This is a genomic window from Chitinivorax sp. B (assembly GCF_005503445.1).
Classification (GTDB): Bacteria; Pseudomonadota; Gammaproteobacteria; order Burkholderiales; family SCOH01; genus Chitinivorax.
Genome location: NZ_SCOH01000004.1, coordinates 83,059 through 100,721 on the forward strand (window position 1 = coordinate 83,059; position 17,663 = coordinate 100,721).

15 protein-coding genes are annotated in these 17,663 nt (G+C 50.9%); 11 read left to right on the forward strand and 4 right to left on the reverse strand.

Annotation, left to right across the window (positions count from 1 at the left end):
* Window positions 1-178: 178 nt before the first annotated feature.
* Together FFS57_RS04010 and mgtE are read left to right on the forward strand one after the other, a co-directional pair.
* Window positions 179-1,222 carry a sensor domain-containing diguanylate cyclase gene (locus FFS57_RS04010; RefSeq protein WP_137936475.1) on the forward strand — a complete coding sequence of 348 codons (1,044 nt, stop codon included), beginning with the start codon at window positions 179-181 and terminating at the stop codon, window positions 1,220-1,222.
* 224 nt (window positions 1,223-1,446) lie between these two features.
* Window positions 1,447-2,886: a magnesium transporter gene (mgtE, locus tag FFS57_RS04015; RefSeq protein ID WP_137936476.1), complete on the forward strand. Its 1,440-nt coding sequence runs from the start codon at window positions 1,447-1,449 to the stop codon at window positions 2,884-2,886.
* Between the two features lie 114 nt (window positions 2,887-3,000).
* Here mgtE and FFS57_RS04020 read toward each other — a convergent pair whose 3' ends face one another.
* Window positions 3,001-4,023, reverse strand: coding sequence for a LacI family DNA-binding transcriptional regulator (locus FFS57_RS04020; protein WP_249383873.1), 1,023 nt, complete (start codon window positions 4,021-4,023; stop codon window positions 3,001-3,003).
* Window positions 4,024-4,510: 487 nt separating this feature from the next.
* On the opposite strand from FFS57_RS04020, the gene FFS57_RS04025 reads away from it, so the two are divergent.
* The 7 genes from FFS57_RS04025 (at window position 4,511) to FFS57_RS04055 (ending at window position 11,878) form a co-directional block, all read left to right on the forward strand.
* A complete protein-coding gene (locus FFS57_RS04025; protein ID WP_137936478.1) occupies window positions 4,511-4,870 on the forward strand; it encodes a hypothetical protein in 360 nt (119 codons plus the stop codon).
* A 556-nt stretch (window positions 4,871-5,426) separates the two neighbouring features.
* Complete coding sequence (locus tag FFS57_RS04030) at window positions 5,427-6,671, forward strand: ABC transporter substrate-binding protein (protein ID WP_137936479.1); 1,245 nt, start codon at window positions 5,427-5,429, stop codon at window positions 6,669-6,671.
* An 81-nt stretch (window positions 6,672-6,752) separates the two neighbouring features.
* Window positions 6,753-7,736, forward strand: coding sequence for a carbohydrate ABC transporter permease (locus FFS57_RS04035; RefSeq protein WP_171013599.1), 984 nt, complete (start codon window positions 6,753-6,755; stop codon window positions 7,734-7,736).
* 16 nt (window positions 7,737-7,752) lie between these two features.
* Complete coding sequence (locus tag FFS57_RS04040) at window positions 7,753-8,586, forward strand: carbohydrate ABC transporter permease (RefSeq protein WP_137936480.1); 834 nt, start codon at window positions 7,753-7,755, stop codon at window positions 8,584-8,586.
* Between the two features lie 65 nt (window positions 8,587-8,651).
* Window positions 8,652-10,001 (forward strand): GH1 family beta-glucosidase, encoded by a 1,350-nt coding sequence (locus tag FFS57_RS04045; protein ID WP_137936481.1) that lies wholly within the window; start codon window positions 8,652-8,654, stop codon window positions 9,999-10,001.
* 2 nt (window positions 10,002-10,003) lie between these two features.
* Complete coding sequence (locus FFS57_RS04050) at window positions 10,004-10,228, forward strand: hypothetical protein (protein WP_137936482.1); 225 nt, start codon at window positions 10,004-10,006, stop codon at window positions 10,226-10,228.
* 375 nt (window positions 10,229-10,603) lie between these two features.
* Complete coding sequence (locus FFS57_RS04055) at window positions 10,604-11,878, forward strand: carbohydrate porin (RefSeq protein WP_137936483.1); 1,275 nt, start codon at window positions 10,604-10,606, stop codon at window positions 11,876-11,878.
* Between the two features lie 344 nt (window positions 11,879-12,222).
* On the opposite strand, the gene FFS57_RS04060 is transcribed toward FFS57_RS04055, so the two are convergent.
* Together FFS57_RS04060 and FFS57_RS04065 are read right to left on the reverse strand one after the other, a co-directional pair.
* The gene (locus tag FFS57_RS04060) at window positions 12,223-12,852 is read right to left on the reverse strand and encodes a histidine phosphatase family protein (RefSeq protein ID WP_137936484.1); all 630 of its coding nucleotides are present in this window, start codon (window positions 12,850-12,852) and stop codon (window positions 12,223-12,225) included.
* Between the two features lie 307 nt (window positions 12,853-13,159).
* Window positions 13,160-13,621 carry a CreA family protein gene (locus FFS57_RS04065; RefSeq protein WP_137936485.1) on the reverse strand — a complete coding sequence of 154 codons (462 nt, stop codon included), beginning with the start codon at window positions 13,619-13,621 and terminating at the stop codon, window positions 13,160-13,162.
* A gap of 128 nt (window positions 13,622-13,749) precedes the next feature.
* Between FFS57_RS04065 and FFS57_RS04070 the strand changes: the two genes are divergently transcribed.
* Window positions 13,750-14,994, forward strand: a complete 1,245-nt coding sequence (locus tag FFS57_RS04070; RefSeq protein ID WP_137936486.1) for a winged helix-turn-helix domain-containing protein — start codon at window positions 13,750-13,752, stop codon at window positions 14,992-14,994.
* Window positions 14,995-15,029: 35 nt separating this feature from the next.
* A complete protein-coding gene (locus FFS57_RS04075) occupies window positions 15,030-15,986 on the forward strand; it encodes an NAD-dependent epimerase/dehydratase family protein (RefSeq protein WP_137936487.1) in 957 nt (318 codons plus the stop codon).
* Window positions 15,987-16,263: 277 nt separating this feature from the next.
* Here FFS57_RS04075 and FFS57_RS04080 read toward each other — a convergent pair whose 3' ends face one another.
* On the reverse strand, window positions 16,264-17,517 hold the full coding sequence (locus tag FFS57_RS04080; RefSeq protein ID WP_137936488.1) for a phosphatidylserine decarboxylase family protein: 1,254 nt from the start codon (window positions 17,515-17,517) through the stop codon (window positions 16,264-16,266).
* Between the last annotated feature and the right edge of the window lie 146 nt (window positions 17,518-17,663).

Sequence of the window (17,663 nt, forward strand, 5' to 3'; positions counted from 1 at the left end):
CAAAAGCAAAGAGCTGACCTATCATTACGAGTGCCAGCTTTTTACCTACAACGCACATACACATATGAACTCAAGCTGGCCATAAGTCGGCCGTTGGCGACCAGTTACTCGATTCACCCAGAAAGCCTTACATTCGTTCACTACAATCAGAAGCAGCCATTTTGCGTGAGCATGATCCATGGTCGCACCTACCTTACCTACGAATGAGACCGAACGGCTGGCATCGCTTTACCAGATGCACCTGCTGGATACACCGGCCGACGCCACATTTGATCGCATCGTAAGGCTGGCCCGGCAGCATTTTCATGTTCCGATGGCATTCATCTCACTCATTGACAGTGAACGCCAGTGGTTCAAATCCACACTAGGATTCAAACTACGCACCTGGCCCAGAAACCAGTCCTTTTGCGGCCATACCATCCTGCAGCAGCAAACGCTGATCATCCCGGATACACTGAATGATGAGCGCTTTGCAAAAAACCCGCTGGTGACCGGCCCACCTGACATTCGTTTTTATGCCGGACATCCCCTGCTCAACCATGAAGGATATGCGGTAGGAACACTCGCGTTACTGGACATTGTGCCGCGAGACTTGTCGCTTGAAGAATTGCAGTCACTGCATGACTTGGTGGATTGGGTAGAAACCGAACTCTGGGTTCGCGATTTGGCGCATACCCAACGAGATCTGCTGGCAGAGCTGGATGAAATACGTCGTGAAAGTTATATCGACCCTATGTTGCGCACCTGGAATCACCATGCCATTGAAGACATCCTGCAGCGCGAAGTAGCCAAAGCCAGCCGCGATCAGCGGACCTTGGCTGCCATGCTGGTGAATTTCGATCAGTTCGATGTCATTCGTGCGCAATATGACGCGGCTGTTGCAGAAGCGGTACTGTTCGAAGCAGCAGACCGCATCCGACACGCCATCCGCAGCTACGATGCCATTGGCCACTGGCAAGGCGCCCAGTTTCTGGTGATTTTCCCTTCTCCCGGCGGGGAAAGAGTCAAAGCAATCGGCGAAAAAGTGCGTAATCAGCTATTGTCCCGCCCATTGGAAATCGACCAGTCAACCATCCCGCTACATGCCAGCATGGGCTTAGTCGCAGTTGACTTCCAACATGGCCAACCCACTTGCAACAACATATTGGATAAGTTACAGCTGGCGTTGAGGCAGGCACAACGGACCGGACCTGATCAAATCATTCGTATCGACCTGCCCTGAACATCATCAAACAGGCAAGACAGGCTTCCAAGCGGTTTCCCCAATCGTTTATCGGGAAAACAGATGTATAATTCGGTCAGGACGCCGCGCCCCTATATGCGGCTTTTTGAGGCTTACGCAATGGACTCCAGTAGTAGTCACTATTTAACGCTCCAAGCAATCAACATAGCCTAACCCGCGGGCGCTCTTTTTCGCCGCCCGCATTCGCCGGGTAAGAGAGCGCCATGAACGCAAACGAACAAAAACCGCAGGAAAGCCTGCAAGAAAGCCTGCAACAGGTTCAACGCCTGATTGCACGTCACAAGCTGGTTGAAGGGCTGGTCCACAAGCAGGACATGCCCAAGCACGATCTCGTCGAAACTCTCGTCCATCGTCAAAACCTGGTTGAGCTACAGCAGAAGCTGGAGCAACTTCACCCTGCCGATATTGCGCACATTCTAGAGGCTCTACCTGTTGACGAGCGCCTGCTGGTATGGGACATGGTCAAGGCTGATCGGGATGGCGACATCCTGCTCGAAGTATCCGATGCCGTGCGGGAGACCTTGCTCGCACACATGGATAGCGATGAAATCCTAGCAGCAGCCGAGCAACTGGATGCAGACGAAATTGCCGATCTGGCACCGGATTTGCCACAAGCAATTGTCCATGAGCTGATGGATTCGCTCGACAAGGAAGAACGTGAGCAAGTCCAAAGCGCCCTTTCTTATGACGAGCACCAAGTTGGTGGGATGATGGACTTCGAGATGGTGACGATCCGCGATGATGTCACACTGGAAGTAGTCCTGCGCTATCTGCGCCGATTTGATGAACTACCCAATCACACCGACAAACTGTTTGTCGTCGACAAAGCCGAGAAGCTGAAGGGTATCCTGCCGATCAAACGCCTGCTGGTGAATGATCCAGATAAGTCCGTAGCTGAAATCATGGCACAGGATATGGTCACCTTTCACCCGGAGGAAGATGCAGGTGATGCAGCTCAAGCCTTTGAACGTTATGACCTGATCTCGGCGCCGGTAATAGACCGTGGCGGCAAATTGATCGGCCGGCTGACCGTGGACATGATGGTCGACGTGATTCGTGAAGAAACCGAAAATGAGATGTTGAACCTCGCAGGTCTGCGAGAGGACGAGGATCTGTTCTCGTCGGTGTGGGCATCCGCCAAAAACCGTTGGCCCTGGCTGGCCATCAACATTTGCACCGCCTTTGTTGCGTCACGGGTGATTGGCGCATTTGAAAATACCATCAGTAGTCTGGTAGCGCTTTCTACCTTGATGACCATTGTTGCCGGAATTGGCGGCAACACAGGTAATCAGACGTCAACCTTAATCATTCGTGGCCTGGCGCTGAATCAGATCAATGCCAGCAATGCCCGCCGCCTGATCATCAAAGAATTGGGTATTGCATTGCTTAATGGCCTGGTTTGGGGCAGTGTCATGGGTTTTATTGCTTGGCTGCTTTACAAACAGGTATCGCTAGGACTTGTGATGATGGCCGCCATGGTACTCAACTTCCAGGTTGCAGCATTGGTCGGCATTTTTGTTCCGCTAACCATGCACAAAATGGGGCGTGACCCCGCATTTGGCTCAAGTGTGCTACTGACTGCGACGACTGACAGTATGGGCTTCTTCATATTTCTTGGTCTCGCAACAGCATTTCTGCTTTAAGCCGAACCAATACAGGCAGGTTCAATACCTGCCTATCTGGTCAATTAATAATGCCTATCATCCGCCAGTTGGTTCAGATACCTTCGCCAGCAGGTTTATCTCCACTGCTACAAATTAATTGATTCGTCTAACGGATTCGCGCACGATCAACTCTAGTGTTAAATCAGGCGAATCCACAGGTTCACCACGTATCAGCTGCAACAATGATTGCGCAGCCATCAAACCCGCTTCGTAAACAGGTTGTCGGACCGTCGTCAAAGGTGGCGTGGCGTAACTTGAGGCAGGCAGATCATCGAAACCAATGATCGATATGTCCTCCGGTACCCGGATACCTCGTCGGTATAGTGCCAAGCGGGCACCGTAGGCGCTCTGATCATTTGCAGCAAAAATGGCCGTGAATTGTTGACGTGACTCCAATAACTGGTTGACAGCAAGCATGCCGCCACTTTCCAGAAAATTGCCTTGCACAACCATATCGGGCTCGTAAGCGATACGTTCATTCATCAGCGCATCGCGATAGCCCTCCAACCGCACGCGCGCATCTTCGTGTTCAACTGGCCCTGCGATAAACGCAATACGCCGGTGCCCCATTTCGATCAAATGCTGTGTAGCAAGTCGCGCACCATTGTATTGATCGAATTTAATGCCCAATGCGCGCCTGGCCGCCAACCGATGGCCTGTCGCCACAATCGGAATACGCTGTGCAAATGTAGTGATCTGCGCTTCAGACAAACTGCCGGACAAGATCACGATGCCGTCGACACGGCGAGCGATCAGTAATTCGACCCGGTCGCTTTCCTCGTCCTGCTGCCAATGACCACTGACAATTAAGGGGGCATAACCTGTGCCGATCAAGGCAGATTCAATACCGCGCAACGATTCCGTAAAAAACGGGCTGACCACATCCTGCGTCAGAATGCCGATCGTCATGGCCCGACCGCTCTTTAGGCTTTGTGCAAGTAAATTGGGTTTGTAGTTGAGCTGCGCGATGGCTTGTTCCACTGCGCGGCGCTTGGCATCTGAGACCCTGGCCGAGCCATTCAAAATGCGAGATACCGTTGCTGGTGAAACCCCTGCGGCACGAGCAACTTCGTGCACAGTGGCTGTTGGTGAGTAGTCCGTCATTATTTTAGTCATCCCTTTGCCAAGTGGGTATCCCAACATGGCGTCAAACATGCCAACGATATCCCTAAATTGTCTTACTTCCAACTATATATGGCGAGTTGATTGGTTTTTTACATCAAAACGATGCAAAAAATGCATGATTTTCATACTTCATATCAATTCGCAGCATTGCTTTGTCAGATTGGTCACAAATTGAATTTAAGTTGATGAAGCAAAAAGTTGTGTCATGCCTATTGCATGTTGATGTGAACTATCGCTATTATGAAATCGTTTTCAAATCATCACAAGCAATCAGGAGCAACTTTTTTTGCCATATGACGTGTTTGCAGTGCCAATAGCTTACCTTATCACCCGGAAACCCGCCTCGAAGCAAAGCCAGTAGTTAGTTTGACTCATCTGATGCAGTATTTGTTTACCAAAGTAGTCGTTACATAAGACGAAGTCGTTCCAACTTGCCAAACTAGGCAGTCGAGCATGACTCATTCGGAGAATAGACACGATGAATCCTTCGCATCTGATTGCCAGACAACATACTTCCTGTCACTTATATTCAGAAAATACTAAATATCACCCACTGTTGTTAGGTCACTCCAGCAGCCGTTCCGCTAAAGATATTGAGCTTCAACCTAATGATTTATCTATTGAAAATAAAGAAAATCATGGTGACTTGGCTATCAACAACAGTGATAGTCGTCAGTCAACGACTGAAAACGGTTACATCTTCCTTTGTAAATCATTCTCTGGTACTGCATATCACGAATCATTTCGTGTGAAAATATCCCATTATTGCAACGCAATATCTGAAAGCAGATACATCATCTGGAACAAATTCAGGCTGGATAGGCACGTATTGATATGAGGCCAGCAAAGCGTTACCTGATTCGCATTCAGGTCATTACATAATCACGGTTTGTCACATCAGATCAAATATTGAGGAAGGAAAAAGGACTCACCTTCCAACATGACATTGTGGTAAAAAGTTGGGCCGACATGCCCAAAAAAATTGAGCCCAAATGATGAACATGGCGGTCATTAATTGTTAACCGTCGCATATCCTGATTCCATGCCTACTGGGACCGAAAATGACCAAGCAGCACATTGAATATGCCCCCTCGACAGATCGTTGAATAGTCAAGATGCACTTTAAGCTAGAAAAAAACAAACAAGATACGCCACAATTCGCGCCCGCTCTATTACGCAATCGTCAGGACGATGTATCAAGCAAGTACCGATCATGCCAAAGCACAATGATGAGCAATTGTTATAGCGCCGGCTGGGGATGATCAGTATTGATGAGTAGGCAACGACCACATACCACGTTGCGCTTCGCCTTTAACAGTAATGAAACAGCAAACCAATGAAGTCCCGCATGACAGGGACTGGTATGGATTCCACCAGGATGGAGGAGCAATAAAATGAAATTTAGCTTGAAGCGTTCAATGATTGCACTGATGCTGACAATAGGTAGTACGGTGCAGGCCAATACAACAATTACCATCGCCTCGTTTCCCGATCTGGACAGATCGGCCAAGGTCGCCATCCCACTTTGGAAGAAGAAATATCCCAAGATTGACATCAAGGTAGTATCACTCAGCTATGCTGACCACCACAATGCCATGACAACCGCGCTAGCAACGGGGGCTAACTTACCTGATGTCATGGCGGTGGATATGGGCTTCATTGGTAAGTTTGCCGAATCAGGTGGACTGGAGGACCTTAGCAAAGCACCCTATAACGGCTTGCAGCTCAAAGATAAGCTGGCCCGGTTTTCCATACCACTAGCCATGAGTGGCACCGGTGCCTTATCCGCAATGCCAACCGACATTGGACCTGGTGCACTCTTTTACCGCAAGGATCTACTGGATAAAGCTGGAGTATCTGAAGAAGACCTGACCAAATCGTGGGAATCGTTCATTGAGGTTGGCAAAAAGATCAAGGCTAGTACTGGCGCGTATATGTTGGCCAGCGCTAATGACATCAAGGACATCTACATTCGAGCTGGCCTGCAGGATGGCGAAGGGATCTATTTTGATAAAACCGGCAAGGTACTGGTGAACTCACCCCGTTTCGAGAAAGCCTTTCAGTTGGCCAAGCAGGCACGAGCGGCAGGCATTGACAGCAAAGTCAATGCTTGGTCAAACGAATGGTCTGAAAGCTTCAAGCGCAACAAGATCGCTGCCCAGATGATGGGGGCCTGGCTGGCTGGCCATCTGCACAATTGGCTGGCGCCAGATCAAAAAGGCAAGTGGCGATCCGCCGTGCTGCCTGGTGGTGTTTATGCATCATGGGGCGGTTCGTTCTATGCGATCCCCAAAAAAGCCAAGAACAAAGCCCTGGCTTGGGAATTTATCAAGTTGATGACAACCGATAAGGAACAGCAGTTAAGCGCTTTCCGCACTGTGGATGCCTTCCCAGCTTTACTTGAAGCACAGACAGATCCATTTATCGATCAACCGATTGACTATCTGGGTGGACAAAAAGCTCGGCGTCAATGGCTGGAAACGGCACGCCGGATCCCGGCTGTCGATGTCGACAAATTTGATCCGGTTGCAAATGAAATCGTTAATACAGAACTGGAAAAAGTACTGGAACAGGGCAAGGACATCAAGACAGCCCTGACGGATGCCAAAAACCTGATCGAACGCCGTGTACGTCGTTGAATTACTTCTGCCGGGGATGTGGCAAGTTTCTCTCAACTCACCGGCACCCCATCTCTAACGCTGATCCGAATGAGATAAGCAATGACGATTTCCAGCTCGACCGCGGTCAACTTCGACCCACCCGTTGCCACCATGCCCCGCCACCGCAAGCTCAAACTGTGGGATTGGGCACCCTATGTATTCATCAGCCCATTTTTCATTCTGTTCCTGATCTTTGGGGCGTTTCCGCTGGGCTTTTCAATCTACCTGTCGTTTCATCAATGGGATCCAGCCATGGGGCTGGAGGCAATGAAATGGGTCGGTTTGGAGAATTACATCTTTGTATTGGGTGACGATTGGTTTCGGCAATCACTTTGGAACACCATCTGGATTGCGATCGTATCCGGCGCACCGCAACACCTGATTGCCATTCCGCTGGCCTTTTTTCTGAACATTGCTTTCGGCCATTGGCGCAATACCGTGGTAGGTATGTACTTTTTGCCCTTCATCACCTCGACAGTAGCGATTGCTCTGGTTTTCAATTCACTGTTTTCACGCGAGTTTGGTGTAGTCAACCAGCTCCTGACCCATCTTGGCCACCTGCCGATACTGGAGTGGGTGTTTCCGTCAACCAATATCGACTGGACCAAACCCGAATACGTACGCTGGCAAATCGCTTTTGTCGTGTGGTGGCGTTATCTGGGATGGAATACCGTTCTCTATCTGGCTGCCCTGCAGACCATTCCCCGTGATCTGTATGAGGCCGCCCTGGTTGATGGAGCAACCCGGTGGCAACAGTTCTGGCACGTCACGGTCCCATTACTGAAGCCCATGATGTTCTTCGCCATCACACTAACGCTGATTGGCAACCTGCAACTGTTCGAAGAACCGTTCATCTTGACGGGGGGTACAGGTGGAATCGGGCAGGTAGGCAAAACTGCCGCCATGCACATGTATAACACTGCCTTTGTCGAAAGCGATTTCGGTACGGCATCGGCAGTGGCGTGGCTGTTGTTTCTGTTTATTGCAGTGCTGACATGGCTGAACAATAAACTGTTCAATCATTCAGGGCTGAAAGACCACTGACGCCCGGGGAACCATCATGCAACACAAGCTGACAGTCTCGTCGATTGCTGCCTACGCTGTGGTATTAGGTGGCGCCGTGATCATGCTGTTACCATTTTGGTTCATGTTCGTGTTTGCTACCCGAAGCGATGCGGAGATCTTGTCAGTACCGCCTCCCATCTGGTTTGGCAATGCATTGCTCGCAAACCTGAACCAATTGCTGGAACGATTGCCCTATTTCTGGCACAACCTGAGCATGAGTTTTTATGTGGCCACCGCCACCACGTTGGCTAATCTGTTTTTCTGCAGCCTCGCGGGTTATGGTTTCGCTATGTACGACTTCAAGTACAAGGGTACAGCCTTCGCTATTGTATTGGGGACCACGCTGCTACCGGCATTTCTCAGCATGATTCCATCAGTGTTGATCTTCACGTTGTTCGATTGGATGAATCAGCCACGCGCCTTGATTGTGCCAGGTATGTGTGCCGCCTTCGGCGTATTCATGATGCGGCAGTACATCGCTACCGCGATCCCCAAAGACCTGATCGAAGCAGCCCGCATTGATGGCTGTACCGAGTTCGGTATCTTCTGGCGGATCATCGTGCCGTTGGTAACACCCGCTTTCGGCACGTTGGGACTGGTCACGTTCATCGGCACCTGGAACAACTTCATGAGCCCATTGGTAGTGATGCGAGATATGGAAATGTTCACAGTACCACTGGCACTGCGGTCACTAGCAGGCACAGGTCAAGTGCCCTACGGTGCCATTGCAGCCGGCTCGGCCATTGCTGTACTGCCTTTGCTGGTGATGTTTGTATTGGCGTCAAAGCGTTTGATAGAAGGCATGACCGCCGGGGCAGTCAAGGCATGATGACAACAACGATAGATCGGTTTGATCAACTTACAAGCCCTTTGTATGGGCGAGAGAACCCAACAATGAAACCCACTGATACACAATTCATGCAGTTTCCCCGCGACTTTCTATGGGGGGCAGCAACCAGCGCTTACCAGATCGAGGGGGCAGCAGATATCGATGGTCGCGGTCCGTCCATCTGGGACACCTTCAGTCGTACGCCAGGTAAGACTCGCAATGGTGAAACTGGTGATATAGCCTGCGAACACTATTTCAGATATGAAAACGATATCAAATTGATGTCCGATCTGGGCCTGAGTGGCTATCGTTTTTCCCTATCCTGGTCACGCGTACAACCAGACGGCAAAGGTACCTGGAATGAAAAAGGCTGGGATTTCTATGACCGGTTGGTCGATGAACTGCTGGAACACGGCATCCGCCCTTTTGCCACCTTGTTCCATTGGGATCTGCCACAAACCCTACAACAGGAAGGTGGGCTCACTAACCGTGTCGTAGCTGATTATTTTGCCAATTATGCGGCGCAAGCAGTACATCGCCTTGGGGACCGCTTGGCCAGCTTGGCTACCTTGAACGAACCATGGTGCTCTGCTGTTCTTGGTCATGAACAGGGCAAATTCGCCCCCGGTCTACGTGATACCAAGTTGGCTTATCAGGCTGCGCACACCTTATTGTTAATGCATGGAAAAGCCATCCAAGCCATGCGTGGCACTCTAGCCAGCTTGCCACTCGGTATTGTGCTGAATCAAGCGCCTATCCATACCGCCACCAACAGCGAGGCTGATCGTCAGCAGGCAGCCATCGACTACGCGTTGTTTGTGCAATGGTATATGGACCCTATCTTCAATGGTTGCTACCCGACCTTAGGGCTGGAAACCTTGGGTAAAAATGCCCCACACTACAATGAAAACGATTTCGGATTAATTTCACAGCCCATTGATTTCCTCGGTATCAACTATTACACCCGTGGTTGGACCAGCACCAGCAAACCACCCATACAACCACCAGCACCTTACGGTGTCAATGACATGGGTTGGGAGACCTACCCAGAAGGGCTGACCGAGCTGCTATTTGAGCTCCAAGCCAAATACAAGTTACCCCCCATCTATATCACCGAAAACGGAATGGCAGTGGCAGACCAATGCATTGATGGCCGGGTCACCGATACCCCACGTATCAACTTTGTACAACATCATCTGCAGGCACTGAACCATGCCATGCAGCGCGGGCTGGATGTCCGCGGCTATTTCTACTGGAGCCTGTTTGACAACTACGAATGGGATTCCGGCTACGACAAACGCTTTGGCCTGATCCATGTCGATTACACCACCCAGCAACGCACGTTGAAAGATAGTGCTTTGTGGTATCGCGACTTCATCGCTAAGGCTCGCCTGGGCATCCCACTTGAGACCTGAGCATGACTATCGCCCCCCCTCATCTGGTCGAGAAAAGCTACGATAGACGCCATCGTGTCATTCATGACATCAATCTAAAAGCCCAACCCAGCGAATACATCGTGTTCGTTGGGCTGTTCGGTGTTTATCTGCAATTACAAGCTGACAAATGTGCGCTGTTCAACCGAGCCTGCCATGCCATCACAAGGCGGCTTTTTGTTGCAATAAAAATGAAAACGATTTCCTAGCAAGCCATCGACCATCACCCATGATCACTCTCCGCCACAAAACAACGTGGTGTTTGGCGGGGTCGGTATCCCCACCACCCCGTATTTTCTTCATATGGCGTTTTCCTAAAGCGCGTCAGCAGCTCAACCTGACAACTTCATTGCAAGTCCCTGCAGTGCTGTTGTCAGGTTCAACTGCAGCATGAATCAATTTGTGATTGGCAGCGGTTACAAGGCTTACCACCCGATTACAAGCAGATTTCAGGATGCTTTGCATCCATTCTTGTCCGGCAGCAAACGGGCCCGCGACGGTTTCGCCAAGTTGACGCCCCAACCCGGCACCGATTCGCCACTGTCTTGACTTCACCGGTACACAATCACAATAAGGAGACAACAATGAAGTGGCAGTTGAAGGCAAGCATTGGGATAGTCATATCTGGCTTGGTGCAATTGACCAATGCCGGACAATTTGAATTCAATGGCTATATGCGCGCCGGTGTCGGGCTGAACAGCAAAGGGGGAACACAAGTCTGCTTCGGTTTGCCTGGTGCCGATACCAAATGGCGACTGGGCAATGAATGCGATTATGTAATCGAACCCAACCTGATCTACCAATTTGGCAAGCAGGATGATGGATCAAGTTGGAAAGTACAATTCATGCCTTCCGTCTACCGCGCCTGGGGACAAAATGAGTTTGGTGACGATATTCGAGACAATGGCGTGCCTGTCGGCAAGTACCATGGCACTGATGAACTGATCACCCGCATGGGCCAAGTCTTCATCGCCAGCGAGAATATACCGCAACTGGGCGATGGTGGCGTATGGGCCGGTCGGCGATTCTATGACCGGGTACAGTTGGGTATCAACGACCAGTTTCTGGAAAACCACGATGGTGATGGTGCGGGCATCGAAAATATCCATCTCGGCGACGCCCGCCTGAGTTACGCCTTGCTGATGAACCCACGTGCTGGCACCCGAACCAAAACCGGGATCAACAGCGCTAACAACCAAACCTATGAACATGCCTTCCGCCTGACAGATATCAAAACCGTGACAAATGGCAGCCTGGCCATCTATGCAGGCCATCGCCGCAACGCGTATAGCCCCGATATCGTCGACAACGTCGAGCACAAAAGCGATAAAACCTATTCGCGTATTGGCGTCTATCACAACCTGGCCACGCCAAGCACGGGGGGCAGCAACTTCCTAGGCTTCAAATACGAGAAACAGGATCAGACCAAGATTTGGCGCGTAGTCACACAGCAAACCGGCATGATTGCCAGTGTTGGAACTGGCTGGGACCTCATAACGGAATACCGGGTAACCGATAACAATAGCAAACAGGAGAAATGGTTCTCGATCGGTGCTCGCACTGATACCCACGTCATTGGCCCGTTCCGTTTCCTTGTCGAACTTGGCAACGATCAGGTCAAACCCAATGAAGGCGAAACCCGCAACATGACCAAACTGACACTGATGGGCGCTATTTCAGCCGGCAAAGACCCTGGCTCCCGCCCGACCTTTCGCCTGTTCTACACCTACGCAAAATGGAACGAGGCCGCCCGAAAAGTACTGGCCAACAATTGGATAACAGGTGACCGCACCAACCGTGTATACGGCAACGACACCAGCGGTGCTTCGATTGGAGCCCAGGTCGAGGCCTGGTGGTAATCCATTCATTACGACATACGACGATGGTGGGGTAACACCCATCATCGCCTGATTGCTACAGCTCACTGATATGAACCACTTCTACAAATGACTGCCGCGTCTCCGTCACTCGACGAATCCACCGTCTGAAGGCTATAGGCATAGTGCAAATCAACCGACATCGGCAGGGTGCGGCCCATTGGCATCACTTAACCTCGCCCGTGTAAATTTGTCTGTCCCTGCTGCCTGCCCCTGCCTGATATAACTGAGTAGATAAGCTTCATCAGTCACTGGTGACTTGGACTTGATCATCAGACATGCAAACCATACAAACCCAGAAGAAACACCCGAACAAGCCAACAAGATCAAATCTCATCAAGTGCACCTTGCAAGTGACGTTGATCGGCCCACAAATCAATTTGCCAGTGCCCATTTTGATAAGATAGCCAGTTCAACGCCGCATTGGGAATAGGATAGTCGCGTGGCTCGTTGATCGCCGCACCAGTTGCCAGCCTATTCACCATGTGTAACACGCCTCCATGGGTCACAACCAACACCGTCATGCCGACATGGGTCGCCACAATTTGCCGTAATGCCATACTGACACGCGCTGCAAAACCAACCAGAGATTCGCCACCATCGGGCAAAGTAAAATGCAAATCACGTGCTGCAAATGTTGCATGGATAGCTGGATGTAACTGTGCAGCTTCCGCATGCGTCAACCCTTGGAACACACCGAAATGTCGCTCGCGCAACAGTTGCATTTCAACAATTGGCAAACCCAGTTGTAATGCCGCGGCCCCCGCTGTTTGGCGAGCCCGGGTCAGGTCGCTGCTGTAAATGGCATGGAAAGTATGCACAGACAATCCATTGGCTGTTGCCTCTGCTTGTGCCAAACCATTTGCATTCAACCGGATATCAAGATGACCTTGCAGACGACGTTCGACATTCCAGTCCGTTTCGCCATGGCGTACCAGGCACAGCCTTGTTTTCATCCCACAACCACCTGTGTCAAAACAGCTATTCTACAAGCGTGGTAGGAAGATCATGCAAAAGAAAACGCCTTGCAGTCGGCAAGGCGTTCTGGGAGAAAATTGGAGTGGCAGCTTACACTGCCACCCCAAGCTACCTGCCACGATCAGCGCGGCACGGCAGGGGCAAATCAGGCGCCGGGCTTAGTCAGCTCAGACCAAACCACATATACGCAGCCCGCACTTTATCCCTAGCACTCGTAAGGATACTTGATAATTTGTGCGTTTAACGGCGTTATTATTCGGGATTACCCGAATCCAGGTCACATTGTTATTTCATTGGGATCTTCTGATCCAACACTGCCACCGCCGTAATTGCATTATCCGGGCTACCTTCAATGATCCTGTCCGAATAGGTTAGATAGGTCAGTGCATTCCGTTTCGGGTCCACAATGCGTACGACACGTACATGCTTGAAAATGAATGACGCACTCTCTCGAAACACTTCCTCCTGCTTTGGCAGTGGTTTCACAAACTTGATCGGCCCCACTTGCCGACATGCAACCGAAAACCGGGATGGATCTTTTGCCAGGCCAATCGCTCCTTTAAAGCCACCAGTCTTGGCACGCGATACGTAGCAAGACACACCTTGCACAATTGGGTCGTCAAATGCTTCCACCACAACCTTGTGATCCGGCCCCAGCAATTGAAAAGCCGTATCCACCGAGCCGATCTCCTCGGCCCCGGCCAAACCACACCAAGCAATCATCACACCTGCCAGAAATCGTTTCATTTTCTCCCCTTCAGTTTGCAATTGGCGCTTGAAAACACCATATCCTCTGACCAGCGGTCGGCATGGCACTTGCACCTATTCACAATCAATGCAACCATACTGTCAATAATAACAGTCAATTTACCACTATGTACGACCTAAAGCTTACTGCGGAATCCGTTCGCCTGATTCAACTTGCTGCACAAGGCCTATTGACCAAACCACGTCGTAAAGCCACCAAGACCGATGTGCTACATACAATCCGGCAGATGGGTGCATTGCAAATCGATACCATTCACGTCGTAGCCCGTAGCCCCTATCTGGTGTTGTGGAGCCGGTTAGGCGCCTATCAATCGAGTTGGCTGGATGAGCACCTGGCAGAAGGGGCACTGTTTGAATATTGGGCACATGAAGCCTGTTTTCTACCCCGCGAGGACTATGGATTGTTTCGCCATCGAATGGTTGACCCGTTATCAATGGGCTGGAAATACTCGCATCAATGGATGGAACAACATCAGGCAGCCATTGCTGAATTGTTGCAGCACATCCGTAACAATGGCCCGGTTCGTTCCGTCGATTTTGAGAGAAAAGATGGCAAAGGTGGTGGTTGGTGGAGTTGGAAACCAGAAAAACGTTCATTGGAAGTCCTGTTCACCGCCGGTGTATTGATGGTTGCCCGCCGACAACAGTTTCAACGGGTCTATGACCTTCGGGAACGCGTTCTGCCCGACTGGGACGATGTCCGTGATCTCAAACCAGATGACCAATGCAAAGCCCAGTTATGGGAACAGGCAGTCCAGGCATTGGGTGTCGCCCGCGCCAGCTGGATTGGCGACTACTATCGCACTGGCCGCCTCGTACCACAACCTGCCTTACATCGGCTATGTGACGAGGGCAGATTGGTCTGCGCCCGTGTAGATGGCTGGAAGGATGAGGTCTATCTTCACCCCTCCCATCTTGCCCTGGTTCAGCAAGCCATGGCAGGGGAACTGACGGCAACCCACAGCACGCTGCTATCTCCGTTCGACCCACTGGTCTGGGATCGTAAACGTGCATCGCAACTATTCGGCTTTGACTACAAAATTGAATGTTATACCCCAGCCCCAAAGCGGCAATTCGGTTACTTTGTACTACCCATACTTCGCCGTGGACAACTGGTGGGCCGACTGGATGCCAAGGCCCATCGCCAGCAGGGCATTTTCGAAGTGAAAGCGCTGTATCTCGAACCAGGTATTCGTACCAGTAAAACCCTTGCCAGAGATGTCGCTCAATCCATACAAGCCTGCGCAGACTGGCATGGCACCCCTCGGGTAGTGGTTGCTCGCTGTGAGCATACCGACTTCCTGAAGCAGTTACGTGCCACACTGTCGGAAAAGGAAGGCCACACACAGTAGAATGGATAACAACCCTCTATTGTCGAGCCCCATCTATGCGAATCTTTCTCACCGGCGCCACCGGTTTTGTCGGCCGTCATCTGATTCCCCGTCTTCAGGCGGATCAGCACCAAGTTGTCGCATTGGTCAGACAGGACAAAGCAGCCGCTGAGTTGTCGAGTATTGGAGTTGAAGTCGTGCGCGGCGACCTGCGCGATATTCTGCCTTGGGGGGAAGCCATGACCGGCTGTGACTGCCTGATCCATGCCGCAGCCAAAGTTGCAACCTGGGGAGTCTGGCGAGATTTTGAGCAACACAATATCGTGGCAACACAAAAGCTGCTGGAAGCCGCACGGTACACCGGCATTTCCCGGTTCATCTACATTAGCAGTGAATCGGTCATGCAAGGCCCACTACCATTGGTGGATGTCGACGAAACATCGCACACCGACCAACATGTATCCTATTACGGTCGCAGCAAATATCTTGCTGAACAGGCTGTTCTTGCCCATCAGGGCAATATGCAATGCATTGTGCTACGTCCCACTTTCGTCTGGGGCCGGCATTGCCCTGCTATTGACACCATTACCCGCAAAGCACGACGTGGCATGTTCATCTGGGTGGATGATGGTCGTTCACCTTTTGAACATTTACATGTACTTAACCTGGTCGAAGCCATTACCTTGTCGCTACACAAGGGCCGCCACCGCGATATCATGTTGATCACGGATGGAGAACGCCACACGGTACGCGATTTTTTCGTCCCATTACTCGCCACACTTGGCGCCCCTTTACCTACCCGCTCGTTTCGTGGCAGCACACTCGCCGGATTCGTCAACATCACAGAGCGCCTCTGGCAAACATTGCACCTACCGTTTTCCCCACCCATCAACCGTTTCGAACTGGCCTTCGTGTCGCAGCCACGGCGGTTCAAGATTCAGCGTGCAATGGACATTCTCGGATACGAACCAGTTATCAGTTTTAGAGAGGGAATTGGTGCTTTACGGCAATAGGAACACAGGCAACACTACTTACTACCATGTCACTTGTCGGCAACTCAGGCAATACCTTGCTGAACGGTTCCCCACACTGCGTGATCCAGCAATTGGACATCATCCTGGTCATTACAGCATTACCTGCAATTTCACCGTCTATGGTCGGACGGCATCAGATCAGGTAATCCCCGCTGGCCATTGCACTGATGCCACGGTGGCCATAGCAAGATTCTGAAACCTGTATCACCGCCAGCTTGGTGATCGAGGCAATGTCAACCCACGGTGCCTGTTCCAATCAATTTGCAGTCGCAATTTGTGCGTTGACATGCATGGGCAGCGCATTGGGATCAAATGGTGATCGAGGCACAAATTGCTTGATCACACCTTGCTGGAAGATCAAACAATGTGTCGATCCACCGAACTGGAAGTATCCCAATTCATCCCCCTTGTTCACATGCTGCCCAACGTACACCTGAATATTGCAGGACGAAACTTCGGCCATCCCAATGAATACGCACGCCACTTCCCCAATCGATCGATGGTCCGATTGGATTACCACAATCGCCCTTGCGGCAACGGCAGTAATATAGCCTTGCGAATCATTAGGGCCAGCTGGGTCCAGCCCTTGCGATTCTGCTTCGGAATAGTATGTACCCGGCACATTGTAGGCTGCCACGATGGTGCCGCAAATGGGTGCATGCCAGCGATGGTAGTTATAGGCACTCAGGAAAGCCTGGTACACCGTGCCCTGTTCAAATGTACGGGCCAGCTCTCGGTGTTGGTTGGTAAAAATATCTTCCAACGAATAGGGTTGTGATTTAAACCAGAAATAGTCCTGCAGACTGACATTATCCTGAATATTGTAGGGCGTAGCCTCGCAAGCACTGATAACCACTTTTGGATTATCCGGTTCAGCGACTGGACGTGCCCCTGGATTGAAACGGCGAGTGAAGAAATCATTCCACGAGATAAATCCCCAATGCGGTAACGATGGATCGCATTGAATCCCTTCCATGCTATAGCCAGTGGTCGGCTTCGAATCAAAAGCCGTCGAACTGAACCAGCCTGTCGGATCATTGGTATTCAGATACGTGCAGGAATCTGCACTACTGAGATACACACACCAACTGTTCAGTATTTTCTGGAGTTGTGCATTCAGTGCCGGCTCGCGAAACAATGCAAAACCGGCTGGCATACACATCGGCCAGTCCAGCAGCGCATTCAGTGGGCAGCCGACCAGCTCGGAAGTACTGAATGGCGAAGACATGGTGATCACCTGATTGATCATTAACACCAACTCGTCAATCGATTGATAACCCAGATCAAAGTCTGCGGCCAATGCCTGATTGATTGCATTGGTAAAACCCATGCGCAGAAACGGATCATCATGGATCAGATTCGCCAATTGTTGCACCACAGGCTTAAGTCGCACATCACCACGCTGAGCTTTCGCTTTAGCCGCCAAGCCACGACGAAACCCAGCCAATACAGACTCATTATCCGGCAGCCACCCACCCAAACGACGCTTTACATTTGATACGCTGGTCATCGCACTTCTCCTTGATGTGTAGCTACAAGCTCCATGCATCCCTTACTCTACAGGCTTTGACGGACGATCAAGCGAAAGCCCACCAATACCCTCTGGATGCAGCCTAGATGACGTTTCTTACATCGCCAAATCGGGAAATGGGGAAA

What these genes read in the sequence shown, in the direction of transcription:
- FFS57_RS04010 (WP_137936475.1), top strand. Translation starts at nt 179, where the DNA reads ATGGTCGCACCTACCTTACCTACGAATGAGACCGAACGGCTGGCATCG.
- mgtE (WP_137936476.1), top strand. Translation starts at nt 1,447, where the DNA reads ATGAACGCAAACGAACAAAAACCGCAGGAAAGCCTGCAAGAAAGCCTG.
- FFS57_RS04020 (WP_249383873.1), bottom strand. Translation starts at nt 4,023, where the DNA reads ATGACTAAAATAATGACGGACTACTCACCAACAGCCACTGTGCACGAA.
- FFS57_RS04025 (WP_137936478.1), top strand. Translation starts at nt 4,511, where the DNA reads ATGAATCCTTCGCATCTGATTGCCAGACAACATACTTCCTGTCACTTA.
- FFS57_RS04030 (WP_137936479.1), top strand. Translation starts at nt 5,427, where the DNA reads ATGAAATTTAGCTTGAAGCGTTCAATGATTGCACTGATGCTGACAATA.
- FFS57_RS04035 (WP_171013599.1), top strand. Translation starts at nt 6,753, where the DNA reads ATGACGATTTCCAGCTCGACCGCGGTCAACTTCGACCCACCCGTTGCC.
- FFS57_RS04040 (WP_137936480.1), top strand. Translation starts at nt 7,753, where the DNA reads ATGCAACACAAGCTGACAGTCTCGTCGATTGCTGCCTACGCTGTGGTA.
- FFS57_RS04045 (WP_137936481.1), top strand. Translation starts at nt 8,652, where the DNA reads ATGAAACCCACTGATACACAATTCATGCAGTTTCCCCGCGACTTTCTA.
- FFS57_RS04050 (WP_137936482.1), top strand. Translation starts at nt 10,004, where the DNA reads ATGACTATCGCCCCCCCTCATCTGGTCGAGAAAAGCTACGATAGACGC.
- FFS57_RS04055 (WP_137936483.1), top strand. Translation starts at nt 10,604, where the DNA reads ATGAAGTGGCAGTTGAAGGCAAGCATTGGGATAGTCATATCTGGCTTG.
- FFS57_RS04060 (WP_137936484.1), bottom strand. Translation starts at nt 12,852, where the DNA reads ATGAAAACAAGGCTGTGCCTGGTACGCCATGGCGAAACGGACTGGAAT.
- FFS57_RS04065 (WP_137936485.1), bottom strand. Translation starts at nt 13,621, where the DNA reads ATGAAACGATTTCTGGCAGGTGTGATGATTGCTTGGTGTGGTTTGGCC.
- FFS57_RS04070 (WP_137936486.1), top strand. Translation starts at nt 13,750, where the DNA reads ATGTACGACCTAAAGCTTACTGCGGAATCCGTTCGCCTGATTCAACTT.
- FFS57_RS04075 (WP_137936487.1), top strand. Translation starts at nt 15,030, where the DNA reads ATGCGAATCTTTCTCACCGGCGCCACCGGTTTTGTCGGCCGTCATCTG.
- FFS57_RS04080 (WP_137936488.1), bottom strand. Translation starts at nt 17,517, where the DNA reads ATGACCAGCGTATCAAATGTAAAGCGTCGTTTGGGTGGGTGGCTGCCG.